General features: G+C 73.1%; 16 protein-coding genes. 15 read left to right on the top strand and 1 reads right to left on the bottom strand.

Translation table 11 applies throughout. The annotated features are described in order from the left end of the window. Positions 1-44 precede the first annotated feature (44 nt). The 14 genes from ACQEVC_RS31705 (at position 45) to ACQEVC_RS31640 (ending at position 20,235) form a co-directional block, all read left to right on the top strand. Positions 45-1,175: a radical SAM protein gene (locus ACQEVC_RS31705; RefSeq protein WP_432884906.1), complete on the top strand. Its 1,131-nt coding sequence runs from the start codon at positions 45-47 to the stop codon at positions 1,173-1,175. A gap of 29 nt (positions 1,176-1,204) precedes the next feature. After that, positions 1,205-1,462, top strand: a complete 258-nt coding sequence (locus ACQEVC_RS31700; RefSeq protein ID WP_318396979.1) for an acyl carrier protein — start codon at positions 1,205-1,207, stop codon at positions 1,460-1,462. Further along, entirely contained in the window at positions 1,459-2,298 is an 840-nt protein-coding gene (locus tag ACQEVC_RS31695; protein WP_432884904.1) for an SDR family oxidoreductase, read from the top strand. The genes ACQEVC_RS31700 and ACQEVC_RS31695 overlap by 4 nt, the downstream gene beginning before the upstream one ends. Positions 2,299-2,320: 22 nt before the next feature. Next, positions 2,321-5,284 carry a 3-phosphoshikimate 1-carboxyvinyltransferase gene (gene aroA, locus ACQEVC_RS31690; RefSeq protein ID WP_432884901.1) on the top strand — a complete coding sequence of 988 codons (2,964 nt, stop codon included), beginning with the start codon at positions 2,321-2,323 and terminating at the stop codon, positions 5,282-5,284. Then, positions 5,281-6,429: an acyl-CoA dehydrogenase family protein gene (locus ACQEVC_RS31685; RefSeq protein ID WP_432884899.1), complete on the top strand. Its 1,149-nt coding sequence runs from the start codon at positions 5,281-5,283 to the stop codon at positions 6,427-6,429. Before aroA ends, ACQEVC_RS31685 begins: the two co-directional genes overlap by 4 nt. Beyond that, positions 6,426-7,220, top strand: a complete 795-nt coding sequence (locus ACQEVC_RS31680; RefSeq protein ID WP_432884896.1) for an SDR family oxidoreductase — start codon at positions 6,426-6,428, stop codon at positions 7,218-7,220. The genes ACQEVC_RS31685 and ACQEVC_RS31680 overlap by 4 nt, the downstream gene beginning before the upstream one ends. Then, positions 7,217-9,196: an FAD-dependent oxidoreductase gene (locus tag ACQEVC_RS31675; protein ID WP_432884894.1), complete on the top strand. Its 1,980-nt coding sequence runs from the start codon at positions 7,217-7,219 to the stop codon at positions 9,194-9,196. The genes ACQEVC_RS31680 and ACQEVC_RS31675 overlap by 4 nt, the downstream gene beginning before the upstream one ends. Next, the gene (locus ACQEVC_RS31670) at positions 9,193-11,172 is read left to right on the top strand and encodes an ATP-binding cassette domain-containing protein (RefSeq protein WP_432884891.1); all 1,980 of its coding nucleotides are present in this window, start codon (positions 9,193-9,195) and stop codon (positions 11,170-11,172) included. Before ACQEVC_RS31675 ends, ACQEVC_RS31670 begins: the two co-directional genes overlap by 4 nt. Further along, positions 11,169-12,971: an ABC transporter ATP-binding protein gene (locus ACQEVC_RS31665; protein ID WP_432884889.1), complete on the top strand. Its 1,803-nt coding sequence runs from the start codon at positions 11,169-11,171 to the stop codon at positions 12,969-12,971. The genes ACQEVC_RS31670 and ACQEVC_RS31665 overlap by 4 nt, the downstream gene beginning before the upstream one ends. Positions 12,972-13,017: 46 nt before the next feature. Further along, positions 13,018-14,313 carry a cytochrome P450 gene (locus ACQEVC_RS31660; RefSeq protein ID WP_432884887.1) on the top strand — a complete coding sequence of 432 codons (1,296 nt, stop codon included), beginning with the start codon at positions 13,018-13,020 and terminating at the stop codon, positions 14,311-14,313. Beyond that, a complete protein-coding gene (locus ACQEVC_RS31655) occupies positions 14,310-16,166 on the top strand; it encodes a hypothetical protein (RefSeq protein WP_432884884.1) in 1,857 nt (618 codons plus the stop codon). Before ACQEVC_RS31660 ends, ACQEVC_RS31655 begins: the two co-directional genes overlap by 4 nt. Before the next feature lie 114 nt (positions 16,167-16,280). Next, positions 16,281-17,540 carry a beta-ketoacyl-ACP synthase II gene (fabF, locus tag ACQEVC_RS31650; protein WP_432884881.1) on the top strand — a complete coding sequence of 420 codons (1,260 nt, stop codon included), beginning with the start codon at positions 16,281-16,283 and terminating at the stop codon, positions 17,538-17,540. Beyond that, the gene (locus ACQEVC_RS31645; RefSeq protein ID WP_432884878.1) at positions 17,537-18,622 is read left to right on the top strand and encodes a branched-chain amino acid aminotransferase; all 1,086 of its coding nucleotides are present in this window, start codon (positions 17,537-17,539) and stop codon (positions 18,620-18,622) included. The genes fabF and ACQEVC_RS31645 overlap by 4 nt, the downstream gene beginning before the upstream one ends. Next, on the top strand, positions 18,622-20,235 hold the full coding sequence (locus tag ACQEVC_RS31640) for a beta-ketoacyl synthase N-terminal-like domain-containing protein (protein WP_432884876.1): 1,614 nt from the start codon (positions 18,622-18,624) through the stop codon (positions 20,233-20,235). The genes ACQEVC_RS31645 and ACQEVC_RS31640 overlap by 1 nt, the downstream gene beginning before the upstream one ends. Here ACQEVC_RS31640 and ACQEVC_RS31635 read toward each other — a convergent pair. Beyond that, positions 20,211-20,675 (bottom strand): PaaI family thioesterase, encoded by a 465-nt coding sequence (locus ACQEVC_RS31635; RefSeq protein ID WP_432884873.1) that lies wholly within the window; start codon positions 20,673-20,675, stop codon positions 20,211-20,213. The two genes, ACQEVC_RS31640 and ACQEVC_RS31635, sit on opposite strands and share 25 nt — an antisense overlap. A 264-nt stretch (positions 20,676-20,939) precedes the next feature. Between ACQEVC_RS31635 and ACQEVC_RS31630 the strand changes: the two genes are divergently transcribed. After that, a complete protein-coding gene (locus ACQEVC_RS31630; protein WP_432884870.1) occupies positions 20,940-22,298 on the top strand; it encodes a cellulase family glycosylhydrolase in 1,359 nt (452 codons plus the stop codon). Positions 22,299-22,366: the final 68 nt, after the last annotated feature.

Below are 22,366 nucleotides of genomic sequence, written 5' to 3'. Positions count from 1 at the left end.
CGCGCCGAGCAGCCGGACCCGAGGACCCGAAAGGACGTCGTGCCATGCCCACGCCGATCGTGATCAATCCACGGACACCGTCCCGCCGGGAGGCGAAGGCCCAACTCCAGTCGCTGCTGGCCGGCCGCCCCGACCTGGCCGAGCGGCTCCAGGTCGTCCGGGACATGGGGCTGCGGGTCAGCGCCTGCGAGGTGCACCTCACCACCACCTGCAACATCCGCTGCAAGGGATGCTGGTATTTCGAGGGCGGCTTCGACGGGGCCGTCCGGGAGACCTCGGACCCGGTGCTGATCGCCGAGTTCGTCGACTCGCTCGTCGCCCGGGGCGTCACCCAGGCGACCCTGATCGGCGGGGAGCCGACGCTGGTACCCGCGCGGATCGCGCCGTTCGTCGAGCGGCTGCCGTACATCACCATCTCGACCAACGGGCTGCGGCCGGTACCCCGCGCCGGACTGGAGAACATCGCGGTCGCGATCAGCCTGTTCGGCGGCGGACCGCTGGACGACGCCCTGCGCGGGTACCGGGTGAACGGCTCGGCCTTCTCCGGGCTCTTCGAGACCGCGCTCGGGCACTACCGCAACGACCCGAGGGTGATCTTCGTCTTCGCGCTCTCCGAGGAGGGCCTCCAGTACGTCGAGCCGACCGTGCGGGCGATCCGGGACAACGGCAACCAGGTCACCTTCAACTTCTACTCCGCGCACGGCAGCGATCACGCGCTGCGGATCGAGAACGAGCGGCGCACCCTAGACGAGGCGTTGCGGGTCAAGGAGTCCTATCCGGAGACCGTGGTCAGCCACCCGTACTTCATCGAGACGCTCATCTCCGGGCGTACCCACTGGGGCGGGCAGTTCGGTTACGACGTCTGCCCGAGCATCAGCGTCGACCACCCCGACCACGCCGAGCGGATCCGCAACGGCAATCCCGTGCTGGACGGCTTCGCGGTCTACGGCGCCGACTACCAGACCCTCCAGTTCTGCTGCACCTCCGGCAACTGCGCCGACTGCCGGGACAGCCAGGGCGTCTACAGCTGGCTGCTGGTCAGCATGAACCGGTTCCTCGACGACGTGGGCCGGCTGGAGACCTGGCTGGACCTGGCCGAGAGCTACTGGCGGCAGTGGTACTGGGCGCAACTGCACTCCGCCAACTTCGCCCGCCGCGCACCGATGGCGGCCTAGCCACCCGACCCGACCGAAGGAGCCCGCGTATGTCCTCGCCATCGACCTCCGTCACCGCCTCCGCCGTCGAGGAGCGTCTCCGCGCCGAGCTGATCGACCTCGGCGTCGACGAGGAGGCGATCACCCTGGACGCCAAGTTCGACAAGCTCGACATCGACTCGCTGGACGTCGCCGACCTGATGGCCATGGTGGCCAAGGAGTACAAGGTGGAGATCCCGCGCAGCGAGCTGGCTGACGTCACGATCGGGCAACTCGTCGAGCGGATCGTGGCGGGCGTGTCGCGTTGACCTCGCTGCTGAGCCTGGACAAACGCACCTACCTGGTCACCGGGGTCCTGAACAACGAGTCGATCGCCTGGCACGTGGCGGCCGCGCTGCAACGGGAGAACTGCGAGGTCGTGCTGACCTCGTACGGGCGGGTCGCCCGGATCACCCGCAGGGTGGCGGAGCTGCTGCCGTCCCGCACCGAGGTGCTGGAGCTGGACGTCATGTCCGACCAGAGCGTCGACGCGCTGGCCGCCACGGTCGAACGCCGCTGGGGGCACCTGGACGGGGTGGTGCACAGCATCGCCGCCGCACCGCCGGAGGCGCTCGGCCCAGGGTTCGGCAGCACCCCGGCCGGCGAGGTGCTCGACGGGTTCCGGGCATCGTCGTACTCGTTCCAGCAGCTCAGCACCGCACTGGCGCCGCTGCTGGCGCGGGCGCCCGGCGGTGGTGCGGTGGTCGGGCTGACCGTCGACTCCGCCCGGGCGCTACCCGGCTACGGCTGGATGGGCGTCTACAAGTCGGCACTGGAGGCGATCGCCCGCTATCTGGCGATGCACCTCGGACCGTCCGGCATCCGGGTCAACCTGGTGGCCGCCGGCCCGATCGAGACGGTCTCGGCGCGCGGCGTGGGCACCTTCGCGGCGCTCGCCGAGCAGTACGAGCGGTGGGCGCCGCTCGGCTGGGACCGGGCCGACCCGGCCCGGGTGGTCGGGGCCGTGCTCTTCCTGCTCTCGGACCTGTCCCGCCACACCACCGGGCAGGTGGTGCACGCCGACGGCGGGATGCACGCCGTGTTCGGCGGAGTCGACCCGGCCGCCGGCAGCACGGCGTCGCGGCCGGACGCCACGGCCGGCTGACCACATACCGCGGGGAGGGAACGTGCGTCTCGTCGTCAAGGGGACGAGCGAACCGCTGGTGGGCGAACTCGACGTACCGGCGTCGAAATACCACGCCCACCGCGCGCTGATGCTGGCGTCACTGGCCGACGGGACCAGCCGGATCCACGGCGGCTGCGGCGCCGGCCACGTGCAGCACACCATCCGGGCCCTGCGCGACCTCGGCACCTCGGTCACCGTCGCCGGCGACACCTTTCTGGTACGCGGCGGCCGCTACCGGCCGCGCCGCCCGGACATCTCGGTCGGCAGTTCCGGTACGACGCTGTACTTCCTGACCGGGCTGACCGCACTGGCCGAGACACCGGTGACCATCACCGGCCAGAAGTACTTCCGGCGCCGGCCGATCCGGCCGCTGCTCGACGCGCTGGCCGGAATCGGCGTGGAAATCACGTCGGCGGACGGGTTCCTGCCGATCCGGGTCGCCGCCCGCCCGCCGGCCGGGGGCCGGGTGGAGATCCCCGGCACCCTCTCGCAGTGGATCTCCAGTCTGTTGCTGGTCGGCGCGTTCGCGACCGGCCCGACCGTGGTCGAGGTGGTCGGTCCGTTCAACGAGCGCAGCTACGTCGACCTGACGATCGCGATGATGCGGCGGTTCGGCCTGCACGTGGCGGTGCACGGCGGCGGGCGGCGGTTCGAGATCGAGCCCGGACAGCGGCCCACCCCGGCGGTGGTGCACCTGCCGCCGGATGTCGGCGCGGCGGCGTTCGGCCTGGCCGCGACCGCCCTGCACCCGTCCGACGTGCTGTTCCGCAACCTGCCGGCGGTCGCCCCCGGCGAACTCGACCATCCGGAGGCCGACCTCTTCGCCAGCCTGCGGGTGATGGGGCTGCCGCTGCTGCGCGACCCGGCGACCGGCTTCCTCCGGGTCCGGCACGACGGGTCCAGGCTCGATCCGGTACGCGTCGACTGCCGCGCCGTGCCGGACATGCTGCCGGTGCTCAGCGTGCTCGGCGCGCACGCGCACGGCAGCACCGTACTGGAACACGTCGCGCACGTCCGGCTCAAGGAGTCCGACCGGGTCACGGCGATGCTGCAACTCAACCGGATGGGCGGGCGGCTGCGGCTGGACGGCGACCGGCTGGTCTGCGAGGGCGTCCCGCGGTTGCGCGAGGCGGACCTGTCGTCGTTCAACGACCACCGGGTGCTGATGGCGCTGGCGGTGGCCGCCACCCGGGCCGGCGGGCAGAGCCGGTTGACCTATCCGAACGCGCACCGGATCTCCTACCCGCAATTCCTCGACCAGATGAACTCGATCGGCCTGAACATGTCGGTGGACCGCTCCCGGGTCACCCGTACGCCGAGCCGGCCGGCCCTGCCCACGCCGGCCCGGCTGGCCGCGACCCCGGTCTCCGAGCTGGTCCGCCGGCACGCCCGGGAGCGCCCGTACGCCGACGCGGTGGTCGAGGTCGAGTCGCCGGGCCGGCCCGGTGGGGTGCTCAGTTGGCGCGACCTCGACCGGCGGGCCGACCAGGCGGCAGCCCTGCTGCTGGAACTCGGCGTCGCCCCGGGCGACGTGGTCGCCTGGCAACTGCCGAACTGGCACGAGTTCGTGGTGCTCGCGCTGGCCGCCACCCGGATCGGGGCGGTCTGCTGCCCGCTGATGCCGTTCTTCCGGGAGCGGGAGGTCGAGTCGCTGCTGCGCCGGTCCCGGGCCCGGGTACTCGTGATCTGCGCCGAGTTCCGCGGCCGGGCGTACGTCGCCGAGACCGTGTCGGTGCTGGACCGGCCCGACCCGCCGGAGGTGACCCACGTACTCGTGGTCGGCGGCACCGGCCCGCTGCCGGCCGCCACCGGCGGGGTGCGGTGGCAGCGGTTCGCCGAGGCGCTGGCCCGGCAGCGACCGCACCCCGCGACCCTGGCCGCCCGGGCACCCGCCCCGGACGCCCTCGTGCAACTCCTCTTCACCTCCGGCACCTCCGGAGAGCCGAAGGGCGTGCTGCACCGGATGGCGACGCTGACCCGGGCCGCCGCCATGCAGGCCCGGCACCTCGGACTGACGGCGGAGGACCGGCTCTTCATCCCCTCGCCGCTGGCCCACCAGACCGGTTTCCTCTACGGGATGTGGCTCGGCTTCGTCCTCGGCGCCCCGGCGGTGCTGCAACCGATCTGGGACGGCCCGGCCGCCCTGGCCGCGCTGCACCGCACCGGCGGCACCTTCGTGCAGGCCGCCACCCCGTTCCTGGCCGACCTGGTCGAGGCGGTCGAGGACGGCGGCAAGCCGCCGCCGGCCCTGCGGGTCTTCGTCGCCACCGGCGCCGCCGTGCCGCGCGCGCTCGCCGAGCGGGCCACCCGGACCCTGGAGGCGGCCGTCTGCGGGGCGTGGGGCTCCACCGAATCCTGCCTCGGCTCGCTCTCCGCGCCCACCGACGAACCCGCCCGGGCCTGGGGTACCGACGGCCGGGCGCTGCGCGGGGTCCGGCTGCGGGTGACCGACGAGCACGGCAACGTGCTGGCCGCCGGGGCGGAGGGCAACTTCGAGGTGACCAGCAACTGCCTCTTCGCCGGCTACCTGGACCATCCGGAGTGGACGGCGGCGGCGCTCACCCCGGACGGCTGGTACCGCAGCGGCGACCTGGCGGTGATCGACGAGGCGGGCTTCGTCCGGATCACGGGCCGGGTGAAGGACGTGATCAACCGGGGTGGCGAGAAGATCCCGGTGGCCGAGGTCGAACAGTTGCTGCACGGCCACCCCGCCGTCCGCGAGGTCGCGATCGTCGCGATGCCGGACCGGCGGCTCGGCGAGCGGGCCTGCGCCTTCGTCGTACCGAGGCAGCCGGTCAGCTTCGCCGAGCTGCGGCGGTTCCTGGACGAGCACCGGGTGGCCAAGCAGTACTGGCCGGAACGGCTGGAAACCGTGCCCGAACTGCCCCGCAACGTGGTGGGCAAGGTGCAGAAGTTCGTGCTGCGGGAGCGGCTGCGCGACACACCCGGCGAGGAGGAGCAGTGACCGGCAACGACGACCCCTCGTTCGCGACCCTGGTACGCGAGGTCGAGTCCTTCGTACGCGGACCCGGCGAGGAGTACGCGGCGACGATCGAACGTACCCGTGAAGTCCCGCCCGAACTCTGGACCGAGCTGCGCGACCGGGGCTACCTCCGGCTGGCCGCCCCCGCCGAGTACGGCGGCGCGGGCCTTTCCTTCAGCCGCTACCTGGAACTGCTCGAACTCTTCTCGATGTCGCACGCCTCGCTGCGGATGATCGTGCACGTCTGCAACGGCGTCTGGCGGGCGATGGACCAGTTCGCCACCGACGAGCAGCGCAAGCGGTTCGTGCTGCCGCAGGTCGCCGGGGACCTGCGGGTGGCGTTCACGCTCACCGAGCCGACCGCCGGCACCGGGGCGGACCTGCGTGCCAGCGTGGTCCGGGACGGCGACACCTACCACCTCTCCGGCGAGAAACACCTGATCACCTTCGGGGCGAGCTGCGACTACTGGCTGCTCTTCGCCCGGCTCGCCGGCACCAGCGGCAAGGACGGCACCGTCGCCCTGATGGTGCCCCGGCAGGTGCCCGGGGTACGGGTCGAGCCGATGCCGGACACCATGGGCGTACGCGGCACCGACCACGCGCACCTGGTCTTCGACCGCGCGCCGGTACCGGTGGCCAACCGGCTCGGCGAGGAGGGTGCCGGGCTGGCGGTCGCGCTCGGCGGCTTCCTCACCCCGAGCCGGATCGGGGTCGCGATGACCTGCGTCGGCCTGGCCCGCCGGGCCCAGGAGCTGGCGGTCGCGCACGCCGGCCGGCGGGTCACCTTCGGCAAGCCGCTGGCGGCCCGTCAGGCGGTGTCGTTCGCGCTCGCCGAGAACGCCGCCGACATCGAGGCCGCCCGGCAGCTCACCCTGCACGCCGCCCGGCGGTGGGAGGCGGACCAGCCCGACGCCGGGGCGCTCTCCTCGATGGCGAAGCTGGTCGCGGTGGAGATGCTGACCCGGGTCACCGACAAGGCGCTCCAGGTGCACGGCGGCATCGGCTACTGGGAGAGCAGCCCGATCGAGCGGGTCTACCGCGACGCCCGCGCCCAGCGGTTCGAAGAGGGCACCAACGAGATCCAGAAGACCGTGATCGCCCGAGAGATCCTGGGAGGGATCCGGTGACCAGCTATCAGGGTACGACCGCGTTGATCACCGGCAGCTCGCGCGGCATCGGGCGGGCACTGGCGCTGACCCTGGCCCGGGGCGGCGGCACGGTGGTGGTCAACTACAAGAAGAACGCGGAGCTGGCGGAGCAGACCCGCAAGGAGATCACCCAGCTCGGCGGTACGGCGCTCACCGTCGCCGCCGACGTCGAGCAGCCCGAGGAGGTCGACCGGCTCTTCGCGGCGGTGGAGGCGGAGTTCGGCAGGCTCGACTTCTTCGTCTGCAACGCGGCGGCCAGCTCCTTCAAGAACATCCTCGACCTGAAGCAGCACCACCTCGACCGCTCCTACGCGATGAACACCCGCTCCTTCGTGCTCGGCGCCCAGCATGCGGTACGGCTGATGCGCGACGGCGGGCGGATCGTGGCGCTGTCCAGCTACGGCAGCATCCGCGCCTATCCCACGTACGCGAACCTCGGCGCCGCCAAGGCCGCCATCGAGGCGTGGGTCCGCTACATGGCCGTCGAGTTCGCCGGTCGGGGCATCAACGTCAACGCGGTGAACGGCGGCATCATCGAGACCGAGTCCTCCGAGTACTTCTACAACGTCCCCGGGATGGCACCGCTGTCCACCGTGCTGCCCCGGATCCCGAAGGGCCGCATCGGCAGCGCCCAGGAGGTCGCCGACGTCGTCGCCTTCCTGCTCTCACCGGCGGCCGAGTACGTCACCGGGCAGACGCTGGTGGTCGACGGCGGCCTGTCGATCGTCGCCCCGCCGTTCACCCAGGACCTGAGCGCACCGCTGGTATGAGCGGCCTCGAACACGTCATCCGGGCCGGCCGGATCGGCCGGCTGGTGCTGCCGCACCGGGTGGTGATGGGCGCCATGCACCTCGGCTGGGAGACCCGGGACGACGGGGGAGCGGCGCTGGCCGCGTTCTATCTGGCCCGGGTCCGGGGCGGTGCCGGGCTGATGGTCACCGGCGGTGCGGCGGTGAGCCCGGCCGGTGCCGGCGGCCCCGGGTACGGCGTGCTGACCGACCCGGCGTTCCGGCACCGGCTGCGCCGGGTCGCCGCCGAGGTGGCCGAGGCCGGTGGCCTGCTCGCCCTGCAACTCTTCCACGCCGGCCGGTACGCCAAGCCGGGCCTGGCCGGCCCCCGGCCGGTCGCGCCGTCCGCGGTGTTCAGCCCGTTCTCCCGGCAGCTACCGGAGGCGCTGCCCGGCACCGAGGTGGAGCGCACCGTCCGGGACTTCGCCCGGGGCGCCGTGAAGGCCCGCGAACTCGGCTTCGCCGCGGTGGAGGTCATGGGCTCCGAGGGGTACCTCGTCGACCAGTTCCTCTCCCCGCTGACCAACCACCGCGACGACGAGTGGGGCGGCGACCCGGTACGCCGGATGCGGTTCGGCGTCGCCGTGGTCCGGGCCGTCCGCGAGGCGGTCGGTCCCGACTTTCCGGTGATCATGCGGATGACCGGCGCCGACCTGATGGCCGGGGGCACCGACCGGGAGACCGTACTCGGGTTCGCCCGCGCCCTCGCCGACGCCGGTGCCGACGCCCTGAACGTCGGGGTCGGCTGGCACGAGTCGCCGACTCCGACCGTGCAGGCGGTGGTGCCGCCGGGGCACTGGGTACCGGTCGCCACGGCCGTCAAGGCGGCGGTCGGCACGGTACCGGTGATGGCGAGCAACCGGATCACCCGGCTGACCCAGGCCGAGGCGGTGCTGGCCGGTACCGCCGTGGAGTTCGTCTCGATGGCCCGGCCGTTCCTCGCCGATCCGGCACTGGTCGACCGGAGCCGCCGGGGCCTGCCGGTCAACGTCTGCGTTGCCTGCAACCAGGCCTGCATCGACCGCTCCCTGGTCGACAGCCCGGTCTCCTGCATGGTCAACCCGGCCGTCGGGCGCGAGGCCGTGCCGGCGGCGGAACACGGCGGGCGGCCCGGCGCGGTCGCGGTGCTCGGCGCCGGCCCGGCCGGGCTGACCGCCGCGCACCGGCTGGCGCTGGCCGGGCACCGGGTGACCGTCTACGAGGCGGACCGGGACCTCGGTGGCCAGTTCCGGCTGGCCTGCCGGGTGCCGGGCAAGGCCGACTACGCCGACGCGATCGGCTACCTGGTCGCGGAGCTGACCCGGCTCGGCGGCGACATCCGCACCGGCCGGCCGGTCACCGCCGCCGACCACCGCCTGCTCGGCCGCTACGACGGGATCGTGCTGGCCACCGGGGTACTGCCGAGACCGGTGCCGATCCCCGGTGCCGAGCTGCCACACGTGCGCGACTACGCCTCGGCGTTCTGCACCGGGGCGCTGGGGGAGCGGGTGGTCGTAATCGGCGGTGGCGGCGTCGCGGTCGACCTGGCCCACCTGGCCAGCCATCCGACCCCGGACCGTCCGGCCCGGCAGGTGACGGTCCTGCACCGGGGTGACCGGCTCGGGCCCCGGCTGGGCCGGTCGACCCGCTGGGCGATCCTCGCGGCCCTGCGCGACCAGGGCGTGCGGATCCTGCCGGGAGTCCGGGACCTGCGGATCGACGCCGACGGCGTGCACCTGGTCGACGCCGAGGGGACGCCCCGGACCGTACCCGCCGACACGGTGGTGATCGCCGCCGGCCAGCTCCGCAACGACGCCCTGACGGCGACGGTACGCCGCACCGGGGTCTGGTACCGGGTCGTCGGCGGCGCCCGGGACACCTCGGGGCTGGACGCCGTCCGGGCGTTCGACGAGGGCTACGCCGCCGCGCAGGCGTTCTCCCGGGTACGCGGACGAGACCGGGTCGAGGAGCAGGTATGACCAGTTCGGAGCGGGATTCCGCGCTCGGGGTGCTCCGGCGGGTCGCTGCCGACCGCTGGCGGATCCTGCGGCTGCTGCCCCGGGCCGGGTGGCCGGCGGTGACCGTCGCGGTACTCGACAACCTGCTGCTGGCCGCCGCACCCGTGCTGTTCGTCGTCGAGACGAGCCTGCTGGTCGGCCGGCTGCCCGCCGCGGTCCGCGACGGGGTCGACTCGGCCGCCTTCGACCGGCTGGTGACCGCGTTCGTGGTGGCGGCCGGGGCGCTGTGCGCGCAGCAGGTGCTGGCGCAGCTCCAGGTCGCGACCGGGCTGCTGGTGCAGCGCCGGATCGACGGCGGGGTCGCGGACGAGCTGATGGACGCCGCGCTGAGCAGCGTCAGCATGGCGCCGCTGGAGGACCAGGCCCGGCTCGACCAGCTCGCCGAGGCGTCCCGCGAGGTCGAGCACGGTATCCAGAGCCCCGGAGCGGCCTGCGCCGGGATGCTGGCCCTGGTCGCCCGCTACGGGCAACTGGCCGGGTACGCGGCCGTGGTCGGCGCCGTCTTCTCCTGGCCGGCCGGGATCGGGCTGCTCGTCGCCGTCCTGGTGTTCCGGCACGGCCAACGCGGCGGCCTGCGCAAGTACGCGGCGATATACGGCTCGATCGTGCCCCGGGTACGGAAGCTCAGCTACTTCCGTGGCGTCGCCACTGGCCTGCCGGCGGCCAAGGAGATCCGGATCTTCGGCCTGCTGCCCTGGCTGCGCGACCAGTACCGGTCGGCGTACCTGGACTGGATGCGTCCGGTCTGGGCGGAGCGGCGCCGGGTCTACCTCAAGCCCTACTTCGGGTACACCGCGCTCGGCCTGCTGGTCGTGGTCGCGCTGCTCGCCGCGCTGGGCCGCAGCGGTGCGACCGGGCAGGTCAACCTCACCCAACTGGCACTGGTCGTCCAGGCCACCCTGGCGGCGATCCAGTTGGGCGACTTCTATCCGGAGGCCGACGTGCAGACCCAGTTCGGCATGAACGCCTACCGGGCGGTGCGGGACTTCGAGGCCGGGATGCGTGCCTCGGCCGACCCGGCCACGGCCACCGGACCGCCCGGTGCCGCCGCACCGGCTACGGCTGCCGGACCGACCGGCACCACCCCGGCGCTCGCGGCCCGGCCCGGCGCCGAACCCGGCGCCCCGGCGGCGATCAGCTTCGAGTCGGTGTCGTTCCGCTATCCGCACCGGGCCACCCCGGTCTTCACCGACCTGGAGCTGACCCTGCGTCCCGGGGCCTGCACCGCGATCGTCGGCCTCAACGGCGCCGGCAAGACGACCCTGGTCAAGCTGCTGACCCGGCTGGCGATCCCGGACTCGGGCCGGATCACGCTCGGCGGGCGCCCGATCGACGAGATCCCGACGGCCCGCTGGCGGCGGAGCCTCGCCGTCATCTTCCAGGACTACCTGCGCCACCAGAGCAGCGCGGCGGACAACATCGCGCTCGGCGCCGTCGAGTACGCCGGGGACCGGGCCGGCATCCGGGCCGCCGCCGAGGCCGCCGGCATCCTCGACGCGCTCGACGCACTTCCGCTGGGCCTGGAAACGCCACTCAGCAGCCAGTTGCGCGACGGGGTGGAGCTCTCCGGCGGCCAGTGGCAGCGGCTGGCCATCGCCCGCGCGCTGTTCGCCGTCCGGCACGGTGCCTCGGTGATCGTGCTCGACGAACCGACGGCGAGCCTGGACGCCCGGGCCGAGGCACGCTTCTTCGACGAGGTGGTCGCCGCCACGGCCGGGGTGACGAAGGTGCTGATCTCGCACCGGTTCGGCACCGTCCGCCGGGCGGACCACATCGTCGTACTCGGGCAGGGGCGGGTCGCCGAGGAGGGTACGCACGAGGAACTGCTGCGTCGGGGCGGCCGGTACGCCCGGCTCTTCGCACTCCAGGCGGCACGGTTCCGCGACGGGCCCGGCCGTACCCCGGTGGGCACCGCCGGAGAGCGGGGGGTCGGATGAGTCGAGGACTGCTGTCGGCCGCCTGGACCCTGTGGCGGACGTCGCTGCGGCAGGACCGGCGCAAGGCGGTCACCGCGCTGGCCCTGGTGGTTGCCGGTGCGGCGGCCTGGCCGCTGGTGGCGGTGCTGCTGCGTACCCTCTTCGACGCCGCGAGCGCCGGGCGCCCGCTGGCGGCGAGCCTGGCCGGGATCGGCGTCGCCGTACTGCTGATCGCAGGGCTCACCCTCGGGCACTTCGCGCACATCGCCTACTTCGAACTCTCCGAACTGGACGTGCTGCACCTGCACCAGGAGCTGATGGCGGCCACCAACGGGTCGTCCGGGATGGCGCACCACGAGCGGCCCGAACTCGCCGACAAGGTCGCGGTGCTGGAGCAGGACATCGAGCAGTTGCGGGTCGGCCTCCAGGCGGTGCTGACCGGGGTCGGGCTGGCCGTCGCCATGGCGCTGACCACGGCGGTACTCGGCTCGCTGCACCCGCTGCTGCTGCTCCTGCCGCTGGTCGCCGTACCGCCGCTGCTGGCCGGCAGGTGGGCGGAGCGGATGGTGGACCGGAGCCGGGAGGCCACCGCCGAGACCACCCGGCGGGCGCTCGGGCTGTTCCGGCTGGCCACCTCCGCCGCCGCCGGCAAGGAGCTGCGGGTCTTCGGCCTCGCCGACGAGGTACGGCACCGGCACCGTGGACTGTGGCAGGACGCCACCGGGCGGCTGTGCCGCAGCCAGACCGTGGCGAGCCTGGTCCGGATGCTCGGCCAGTCGGCCTTCGCGGCCGGCTACATCGCCGCGGTACTGGTGATCCTGCGCGACGCCGTCGCCGGCCGCCGCAGCGCCGGTGACCTCATCCTGGTGATCGCGATCGCCGCCCAGGTCAACCAGCAGGTGGCCGCGGCGGTCGGGGTGTTGCAGGACCTCCAGCGGCTGCGCAGCGTCTACCAGCGGTTCGACGAGGTGCACGAGCTGGTCCGGGCCGACGAGCCGGCTCCCGCCCGGTCGCCCGGCACCCTCGCCCCGGCGCCGGACCGGCTGCGCGACGGCATCCGGCTGGTCGGCGTCGCCCTGCGCTATCCGAGTGCGGACCGGACCGTGCTCGCCGACCTCGACCTGCACCTGCCGGCCGGCAGCACGGTCGCCGTGGTCGGCGAGAACGGCGCCGGCAAGACCAGCCTGGTCAAGCTGATCTGCGGTCTGCTCCGGCCGACCGCCGGCCGGATCCTGGTGGACGGCATCGACCTGGCCGAGCTGTCGGCGCCGCACTGGCGCGAGCGGATCGCGGCCGGCTTCCAGGACTTCGTGCGGTTCGAGCTGCCGGCCCGGCGCACCGTCGGCCTCGGCGACCTGCCCCGGCTCGACGACGAGGCGGCGGTGCGTACCGCGCTGGACCGGGCCGGCGCCGACGACCTCCCCGGAGCGCTGGAGGCGGGCCTGGACACCCCGCTCGGCAAGAGCTACGCCGACGGCGTCGAACTCTCCGGCGGCCAGTGGCAGAAGCTCGCCCTCGGCCGGGCGCTGATCCGGGACGACCCGCTGCTGGTGGTGCTCGACGAGCCGAGCGCGGCGCTGGACGCCGAGGCCGAACACGCGCTGTTCGAACGCTACCGGCAGCAGGCCGCCCGGGTCGGCGGGCGTACCGGTGCGGTCAGCGTCTTCGTGTCGCACCGCTTCTCCACCGTCCAGCTCGCGGACCTGATCGTGGTACTCGCCGACGGCCGCGTCGAGGAGGTCGGCAGCCACGCCGAGCTGGTCGGCGCCGGCGGCCGGTACGCGGAGATGTTCGACCTGCAGGCCAAGGCGTACCGATGAGCAGGGCGGCGGGATCCTGCGCGACCCAGGTAGGGAGGAGATCGCAGTGACCAGTGCGACGTACACCGGGGAGTTCGACCCGTTCTCCCCGGAAGCCATGGACGACCCGTACCCGGCGTACGCCGAACTCCTCCGGCACGAGGAGCCGCTGTACCTGGAACAGCGGGACATGTGGCTGGTGATCCGCTACGACCACGTCCGCGCGGCGGCGAAGGACCATCCGGGCCTCTCCTCAGCCGAGGGGATCGCCTACCACCGTTCGGCGCTGCCGGTGCTCTTCGGCATCGACCAGCCGGACCACACCCGGCTGCGCGGGCTGATCAGGCACGCCTTCTCGCCCCGCGGTGTGCAGGTCTGGCGCACCTTCATCGAGCGGGCCTGCGGCGAGCTGCTCGACGAGGCGGTGGCGATGGGCGACGTCGACCTCGTCCAGCAGGCGATGATCCCGCTGCCGGTACGGGTCATCACCACCATCGTGGGGGTACCGGGCGACGACCTCACGACCCTCAAGCTCACCGCCGGGGTTCTGGAGAGCTTCATCCCGAACGCCCGGGTCGGGCCGCGCGCCGAACTCGATCCCGCCGATCCCGCCGAGTCGGCACTCCGGCTGAAGGCCGCCAAGCAGACGCTCTCCGCCGTCGCCGGCCTCACCGGCTTCCTGCGTGGCGTCCTCGAACAGCGGCGCGCCCAGGCGCCCCGGGGCGACCTGGTCTCGAAGCTCTTCGCGGTGGAACAGGACCGGGTGAGCGAGGACGAGATCCTCTGGCTCTGCCTGACTCTCCTGGTCGGCGGCCAGGAGACGATGACGCACTTCCTGGGCAGCATGGTGGACGCCCTGCTGCACCACCCCGACCAGTTCCGGATGGTACGCGAGCGGCCCGACCTGATCCCGGCGACGATCGAGGAGACCGCCCGGTTCTATCCGGCGGTCCAGAACGTCTTCCGGACCGCCATCACCGATGTGGTGGTCGGCAACACCCGGATCCCGAAGGACGCCCGGGTGGAGCTGTCGTTCGCGGCGGCGAACCGGGACCCGCGCCGCTTCCCGGACCCCAACCGGTACCGGATCGACCGGGTCACCGACGGCCACCTCGGGTTCGGTGCCGGCATCCACACCTGCGTCGGCGCGCACCTGGCCCGGCTCCAGGCGGCGACGTTCCTGCGCCTGCTCATCGAGCGCACCGACGACATCGAACTGATCGGCGAGCTGGTCAAGGTGCAGAGTCCGGCGTTCCGGGGGCTCGACCACCTGCCGTTGCGGCTGACCCCGAAGTCCGGCCCCGGAGCGCCGACCGGCGCGGACAGCCGAGCCGGAGCGTCCCGAGCGGGAGAATCCGAGTGACTGACGCTACCGAGACCGGCCGGGCCGGTACCGCGACGGGGCCGGACTCCGTCCGCCTGGAGTTCGCCGCTGGCGAGCCCGCCACCGCGCCGTTGACCTGGGCCCAGCGGGTGATGTGGGGACCGATCCAGTGGTTCGGCAAGGAGGCGAACCAGTTCAACCTCACCGGTACGCTGGTGCTCGCCGCGCCGGCCGACCAGGCCCGGGTGCTGGCGACCCTGCGTACCCTGGTCGAGCGTCACCAGGCGTTGCGGAGCCACTACGTCGACGCCTCGGACGGGCCCCGGCAGCGGGTCGCGGCCGAGGGCTGCCTCGACGTCACGGTGGCCGACGACCGGGCCGAGCCCGCCCCGGTCCTCGACGAGCTGACCGCGCGGCTGGCCGACGCCGCCTTCGACCACGAGGTCGAGTTCCCGCTCCGGCTCGGCTGGACCGTCGACTCCGACGGCCTGGTGACCGGGATCGCGCTGGTCGGATCGCATCTGGCCCTCGACGGCTGGGCGTTCACCACCCTGGTCGACCTGCTGCGCGCACAGCTCGCCGACGATCCGGCAGCCCCGCACCTCGGCCGGGGTGTGGGTGAGCGCGAGTCCGTGGACGACCGGCCGCCCCCGGCGGGGGTCGGGTCGGCACCGACCCGCGCGCCGGCCGGACCGGCCGGTGCCGGCTTCCAGCCGGTCGAGCAGGCCGTCCTGCAGTCCTCACCCGAGGGCGAACGGCAGGGCCGACTCGCGCTGCGGCACTGGGAAGACGCCCTGTCGGCGGCGCCGGCCTCGATGTTCGACCTGCCCCGGGCGGAGACCGGCGACCACCCCATCGAGCGGCACCTGCTGGACTCCGTCGCGGCCGCCGAGGCGGCGTCCTGGCTCGCGGCGCGCACCCGGACGTCCTTCTCCAGCGTGTTGCTCGGGCTGACCGCGATGATCCTGACCGCGTACAACGGCCACCACACCTGCGTACTCAAGCTGATCGCCGGCAACCGGCTCGACCGGCGCAGCCGCGAGCTGATCGCGATCAACGCCCAGGACGCCTTCCTGGCGTTCCCGGTGCCGGAGACCGACCTGCTCGACACCGCCCGGCAGGTGCACCGTCCCGCCTTCGACGCCTACCGCCGCGCCCAGTACGACCCGGTCGCGCTGGACGCCCTGCTCGCGGAGACCGGCCGGCGGCGGGGGGTCGGCTTCGACCTGTCGGCGTACTTCAACAACGGGCACCGGGGCAACGACTGGCCGCCGGCCGGTCCGGACCTTCCGGCGGTGCGGCTCGACCGGCTCCGCCGGGAGTCCCGGTACACCCGGCTCGACCCGCTGTCCAAACACGACATGAAGTTCATGGTCGCCGCCAGCAACCCCGGCGGCGGGGTGTGCCGGCTCGGGCTGCTGGTCGACACGGCGTACCTGCCGGGGGCGCTCGGCGAGGTGATCGTGCGGGGGATCGAGACGCTGCTCTGCGACGCGGTCACCGGCGAGGTCCGGTCCGCCGACATCGCCGCCCGGATCGGCATGACGCCCGCCCGGCGCGGCCCGGACTGGGTGCGTACCCCGGACGGCTGGGTCCGCCCCGACGACGTCGCGGAACTGGTACGCGAGGCCGCCGGCGGCGCCGCGACCGGGGTGTTCGCACCGGACCGGGCCGATCCCCGGGGCATCCGGGAGTTGACCGCGTACGTCGCCGCCGGATGGATCTCGCCCGAGGAACTGCACCGGCGGGTACTCGACGCGCTGCCCGACCGGCCCGGCCTGGTGGCGCCGGCCGAGTACGTGATCTGCGAGCCGGTCCGCCGGATCGGCGCCGGCTTCGACGCGTGGCGGGACGCCACCGTCGTCGCCGCCGGATCCGGGCGGTCCGGGTGAGCGGACGGGGCTCGAAATCATTATCGTGGGTCGATCTCAGGTGCACCTGTGGCGACCGGTAGTGTGCGCTGAGTAGTTGGAGGGATGTCGGTGGGGAACGGGAGTTCTCGCGGGATGATCGGGGACGGCGTCGTCATCACCGGCATCGGCGCGGTGACGCCGCTCGGCCTCGACCGGGACAGCACCTGGCAGGGCCTGCTCGCCGGCAAGTCGGGCGTCGGCCCGATCACCGCGTTCGACGCGGGCGACCTGGCCACCCGGATCGCCGCCGAGGTGCGCGGCTTCGTGCCGGAGGAGCACTTCACCGCCAAGCGGATGCGCCGGATGGCGCGGTTCAGCCAGTTCGCGGTGGTCGCCGCCCGGGAGGCGGTCGCCGACGCCGCGCTCACCATCGACCCGGATCTGGCCGAACGGGTCGGCGTGGTGGTCAACGCCGCGGTCGCCGGCTTCGACACGGTCGAGGCGGCCACCCGCAGGCTGACCGGGCCCGACCCGGCCGCGCCCGGCGCCCACTTCGTGCCGGCCTCGCTGACCAACATGCCGGCCTGCGAGGTCGCCATCGACCTCGGCGCGCACGGTCCGGTCAACGCCAGCGCGCTGGCCTGCGCCAGCGGCACCTACGCGCTGCTCGACGCCGCCCGGCTGATCCGGGCCGGCGAGGCCGACGTGGTCGTCTGCGGTGGCACCGACGCGGCGATCACGCCGGTGATGTTCGCCGGCCTGGTCAGCATGGGGGCGATGTCGGAGCGCAACGACGACCCGACCGGCGCCAGCCGGCCGTTCGCCGCCGACCGGGACGGGTTCGTCTTCGGCGAGGGCGCGGTCGTGATGGTCCTGGAGTCCGCCGCACACGCCCGGCGGCGCGGCGCGACCTGGTACGCCGCCGTCGCGGGCGGGGCACTGACCTCCGACGCCTTCCACGTCAGCGCGCCCCGGCCGGGCGGGGTGCACGCCGCCGCGGCGATCCGGCAGGCCCTCCGGCGCTCCGGGGTACGCCCCGAGGCCGTGGACTACGTCTGCGCACACGGCACCTCCACGAAGGCCAACGACCTGACCGAGACCGTCGCGATCCGTTCGGCGCTGGGCGAGGCCGCCGACCGGGTCGCGGTCAGCGCTCCGAAGTCGATGCTCGGCCACCTGATCGGGGCCGCCGGTGCGCTCGGCGCGATGGTCTGCGCCATGGCGATCCGGGAGCGGGTCGTGCCGCCGACCATCAACCTCTACCAGCCGGATCCGGAGTGCGATCTGGACTACGTGCCGCACCAGGCCAGGGAGGTGCCGGTGCGGACCGCACTGACCAACGCGTTCGGCTTCGGCGGGCAGAATTGCGTCGCCGTGTTCACCGATGGACCCTCGCCGGGAGATTGCGAATGACCGTTCAGTTTCCGTTGACCCGCACCGACCACCCGACTCCGAAGCAGACCCGGGAGGAGATCCTCGCCGATCCCGGGTTCGGCCGGCACTTCACCGACCACATGGCGACGGCCGTCTGGACCCCGGACGCCGGATGGCACGACCACCGGGTGAGGGCGCTGGCGCCGTTCACCCTGCACCCCGGCTCGGCGGTACTGCACTACGCGCAGGAGATCCTCGAAGGACTCAAGGCGTTCCGGCACGCTGACGGCAGCGTGTGGCTGTTCCGGCCGGCGCTCAACGCCCGCCGGTTCGCCGCGTCGGCCCGCCGGATGATGCTGCCCGAGATGGACGAGGAGACCTTCGTCGAGAGCGTCGCCGCGCTGGTCCGCGCCGACGACGCCTGGGTGCCGGTGTACGGCGGCGAGCAGTGCCTCTACCTCCGGCCGTTCATGTTCGCCTCGGAGGCGTTCCTCGGGGTACGCCCGGCGAAGCACGTCAGCTACTGCGTGCTGGCCTGCCCGGCCGGGCCGTACTTCCCGAACGGCGTCACCGGGGTGACGCTGTGGATCAGCACCCGGTACAGCCGGGCGTCGATCGGCGGCACCGGCGCGGCGAAGTGCGGCGGCAACTACGGTGCCAGCCTGGCCCCCCAGTTCGAGGCGCTGGAGCACGGCTGCGACCAGGTGCTCTACCTGGGCGGGGAGAACCGGCGCAACATCGACGAGTCGGGCACCATGAACGTCTTCTTCGTGACCCGGGACCAGCAACTCGTCACCCCGACCCTCGGCACCATCCTGGACGGCGTGACCCGGGACAGCGTGCTCAGGCTGGCCGCCGAGCACGGGCTCACGCCGGTCGAGCGCTCCATCGACATGGACGAACTGCACGACGGGCTGGCCAGCGGATCGATCACCGAGGCGTTCGCCGCCGGTACCGCCGCGGTGATCACCCCGATCGTCGGGCTCAAGAGCGAGGAGTTCTCCAGCACGGTCGGCGACGGCAAGCCGGGCACGTACACCCAGCAGTTCCGCGAGCACCTGCTGGACATCCAGTACGGCCGGACCGTCGACACCGCCGGCTGGATGTACCGGGTGAACTAGTGAGCGCATCCATCGCCGTCGTCGGGATGGCCGTCCGCGCGCCGGCCGGGGTGAGCAGCCTCGACGCGTACTGGTCGGCCGTCGTGCACGCCCGTGACCTCACCGGCGAGCTACCCGCCGACCGGCGCGGTGCGTTCGGCGCGCAGTGGGACGGCATGGTGACCCGAGGCGGCTACCTGGACGCCCCGTTCGACTTCGACCCGAAGTTCTTCGGCATTTCGCCGAAGGAGGCCCGGGTGCTCGACCCGCAGCACCGGCTCCTGCTGGAGGTGGTGTGGGAGGCGTTCGAAGATGCCGCGATCCCGGTCGCCGAGGTGGCGGCGGGCACCGGCGTCTTCGTCGGGATCACCGGCCGGGACTACCGGCAGTGGCTTTCCGGGGAGCCGAACCCGTACTCGACGATCGGCAACGGGCACAGCTTCGCCGCCGGCCGGATCGCGTACACCCTCGGGTTGCAGGGGCCGGTGTTCGCGCTGGACACCGCCTGCTCGTCGTCTCTGGTGTCGGTGCACCAGGCCTGCCGGGCGCTGGCGGCGGGCGACTGCGACACCGCGGTCGCGGGCGGGGTCAACCTGATCCTGGCGCCGAGTACCACCCGTTGGGTGAACCAGACCGGCGCGCTGTCGCCGGACGGCCGCTCGCGCCCGTTCGACGCCGCCGCCAACGGGTTCGTCCGGGGCGAGGGGTGCGGCATGCTGGTGCTGAAGCGGCTGGCCGACGCCCGCCGGGACCGGGACCGGATCCTCGCGGTGCTGCGCGGCACCGGGATCAACCACGACGGTCGGACGCCGGCCTTCACCGCGCCGAACATGTCGGCGCAGGCGAAACTCATCGACTCGGTGCTGGCCGCCGCCGGGATCTCCGGGCAGGAGATCGGCTTCCACGAGGCGCACGGCACCGGGACCCCGCTCGGCGACCCGGTCGAGATGGCCGCGATCGTCGCCGCGCTGGGCCGCCGCGACCGGCCGCTCTACGTGGCCTCGGTGAAGGGCAACGTCGGGCACACCGAGGCGGCGGCCGGGGTGCTCGGGCTGGTGAAGGCGATCCTCTGCCTGGTCCGGCGCACCATCGCGCCACAGGCGAACTACCGGACGCTGAACCCCCGGATCGACCTCTCCGGGACCGGCATCGACATCCCGGTCGAACCGCTGCCCTGGGACGGCCGGCTCGGCGACTGCGCCTCGACCAGCTCGTACGGGATGAGCGGCACCAACGCGTACGCGGTGCTCTCCCCGGCCCCGCCGGTCGACCCGGCGGTGGAGCTGCCGGCGGCACCCGGCTTCCTGGTCTCGGCCGCCACCCCGGCCGCGCTGGCCGAGCTGGCCCGCCGTTACGCCGCGCACCTGGGCACGCTGCCCGACCGCGACTATCCCGCCTTCGCCGGCACCGCCACCGCCGGACGTACCCGGCTGAAGCACGCGGTCTGGGTACGCGCCGCCGAGCCGCGCGACGCGGTGCCGGCGCTGACCGCGCTCGCCGCCGGCTCGGCGCACCCGGCCGTCCGCCCGGTCGGCCCCGACGAGCCGGTGCCGATCCCGCCGGGCCGCGCGGTCGTCTCCCTACCGGGCTATCCGTGGCAGCGCGGCAGCTATCTGGCCACCGTCTCGGCGTGACCGTCGGCCAGCGCCACCCGGGTGGCCCGGGAGGGGAGCGCGAAGTGCAGCGTCGAGATCGCGACCAGGTGCCCGCGACCGTCGCTGACCCGGACGTCCACCACCGCCGAGCGGCTGGCCAGCTTGACCACCTCGGCCGCCACCAGCAGGATGCCGGGCTCGGCCGGTTCGAGGAAGCTGACGCTGCTGTGCGCGAGCGCCATCGCGGGTGTCGGGCCGACCAGGACGTTGACCGCGACGAACCCGGTCAGGTCGATCGCCCAGAACATCGCCGGCCCGGAGATGGCGCCGTCCAGCCGGCGTTCGAGCCCGTCCGGGCCGGCGGCGCAGACCACCCGGGGACCGTCGACGGTCTCGATTCGCAGCCGGTCGGTGCCGGAGATGACGTCGGCGAGCCAGGCCCGCGCCTTGTCGAGCGGCATCACCGCTTGGCTGCGCATAGAGCACACTATATGCGTCGATCAGGTCGCCACCCGGACGACGCGGCGCCGACGCACCGGTCGCGGCAACCTGGGCATCGAAGGTCATGGATTGCATCGGGATGCGGCGAAGCGTACCGTGCATCCACGAGCCGGATCATCCAGTAACGAGCCAACGGACTGTGCCCGTCCCACCCCCGAGAGCAGGGCAGCGATCGTCGGGGGCCCACGCCGGTGGCCAGCCCGTCCTGCCCCGGTACCGGGGCCCTCAGCTCGAGGTAGGTCATGAAGAGACGACTCGCTGCCTTCGGCGCCGTGCTGCTCGCGGTCGCCAGTTCCGTCCTGATCTCCGTGGGACCGGCGGACGCCGCCGTCGGTCTGCACGTCAGCGGCCGGAACATCGTCGAGGCGAACGGCCAGACGTTCGTCATGCGCGGCGTCAACCATCCGCACGTCTGGTACACCAACCAGACCAGCTCGTTCGCCAACATCAAGGCGCTCGGTGCCAACACCGTGCGCGTCGTACTCGGCAGTGGCAAGCGGTGGGGCCCGTCCACCGACGTCGGCGCCGTGATCTCGCTGTGCAAGCAGAACCGGCTGATCTGCGTCCTGGAGGTGCACGACACCACCGGCTACGGCGAGGAGGCGGCGGCCGCCTCGCTCGACGAGGCGGTCGACTACTGGATCAGCCAGAAGAGCGCACTGGTCGGTCAGGAGAACTACGTCGTCATCAACATCGGCAACGAACCGATCGGCAACACCAACGCCGGGCAGTGGACCGCCGCCACCACCGCGGCCATCGCCAAGATGCGCACCAACGGCTTCCAGCACCTGCTGATGGTCGACGGACCCAACTGGGGCCAGGACTGGCAGTACGTCATGCGGGACAACGCCCAGACGATCCTGGACGCCGACAGCCAGCGCAACACCGTGCTGTCGATCCACATGTACGCCGTCTTCAACACCGCCGCCAGCATCACCGACTACCTCAACCGCTTCCAGTCCAACGGCTGGCCGCTGGTCATCGGCGAGTTCGGCTGGCGGTTCAACTCCGGCGAGGTGGACCACGAGACGATCCTGTCCGAGGCGAACGCCCGTGGCCTGGGCTATCTCGGCTGGTCGTGGAGCGGCAACACCGACCCGATCCTCGACATGGCCACCAACTTCGACCCGAACCAGCTCACCACCTGGGGCGAGCGGATCTTCAACGGCGCCGACGGCATCAGGGCGACCGCCCGGCAGGCCACCATCTACAACAGCGTGACACCGGGCCCGACCACTCCGCCGGTCACCCCCACGACCGGGCCGCCGGTGACCCCCACCGGCACCCCGCCGGGCGGGAGCGGTGGCTGCACCGCCACGTACGCCGTGGCCGGCCAGTGGGCCGGTGGCTTCCAGGGCGACGTACGGGTGACCGCCGGTAGCTCGGCCGTCAGCGGTTGGACGGTGACCTGGACCTTCGCCAGCGGCCAGCGCGTCTCGCAGGCCTGGAACGCGACCGTGACCAGCAGCGGGTCGGACGTGACCGCCCGCAACGTGAGCTACAACGGCAGCCTCGCCGCCGGGGCGAGCACGACCTTCGGCTTCCTCGGGTCGTGGACCGGCACCAACAGCGCGCCGACGCTGTCCTGCACCGCGAGCTGAGCCCAAGGGCGGTACGGCCCGGGTCGGGGCGACCCGGCCCGGCCGTACCGCCCTTGCCGCTCCGACCG

The organism is Plantactinospora sp. CA-294935, assembly GCF_050936445.1.
In the GTDB taxonomy this organism is placed as follows: Bacteria; Actinomycetota; Actinomycetes; order Mycobacteriales; family Micromonosporaceae; genus Plantactinospora.
This window is presented reverse-complemented; position numbering and strand designations above follow the sequence as displayed.

Excerpts from the sequence above, each read along its gene's own strand:
- fabF (WP_432884881.1), top strand. The coding sequence starts at position 16,281 with ATGATCGGGGACGGCGTCGTCATCACCGGCATCGGCGCGGTGACGCCG.
- ACQEVC_RS31665 (WP_432884889.1), top strand. The coding sequence starts at position 11,169 with ATGAGTCGAGGACTGCTGTCGGCCGCCTGGACCCTGTGGCGGACGTCG.
- ACQEVC_RS31635 (WP_432884873.1), bottom strand. The coding sequence starts at position 20,675 with ATGCGCAGCCAAGCGGTGATGCCGCTCGACAAGGCGCGGGCCTGGCTC.
- ACQEVC_RS31675 (WP_432884894.1), top strand. The coding sequence starts at position 7,217 with ATGAGCGGCCTCGAACACGTCATCCGGGCCGGCCGGATCGGCCGGCTG.
- ACQEVC_RS31670 (WP_432884891.1), top strand. The coding sequence starts at position 9,193 with ATGACCAGTTCGGAGCGGGATTCCGCGCTCGGGGTGCTCCGGCGGGTC.
- ACQEVC_RS31630 (WP_432884870.1), top strand. The coding sequence starts at position 20,940 with ATGAAGAGACGACTCGCTGCCTTCGGCGCCGTGCTGCTCGCGGTCGCC.
- ACQEVC_RS31705 (WP_432884906.1), top strand. The coding sequence starts at position 45 with ATGCCCACGCCGATCGTGATCAATCCACGGACACCGTCCCGCCGGGAG.
- ACQEVC_RS31645 (WP_432884878.1), top strand. The coding sequence starts at position 17,537 with ATGACCGTTCAGTTTCCGTTGACCCGCACCGACCACCCGACTCCGAAG.
- ACQEVC_RS31700 (WP_318396979.1), top strand. The coding sequence starts at position 1,205 with ATGTCCTCGCCATCGACCTCCGTCACCGCCTCCGCCGTCGAGGAGCGT.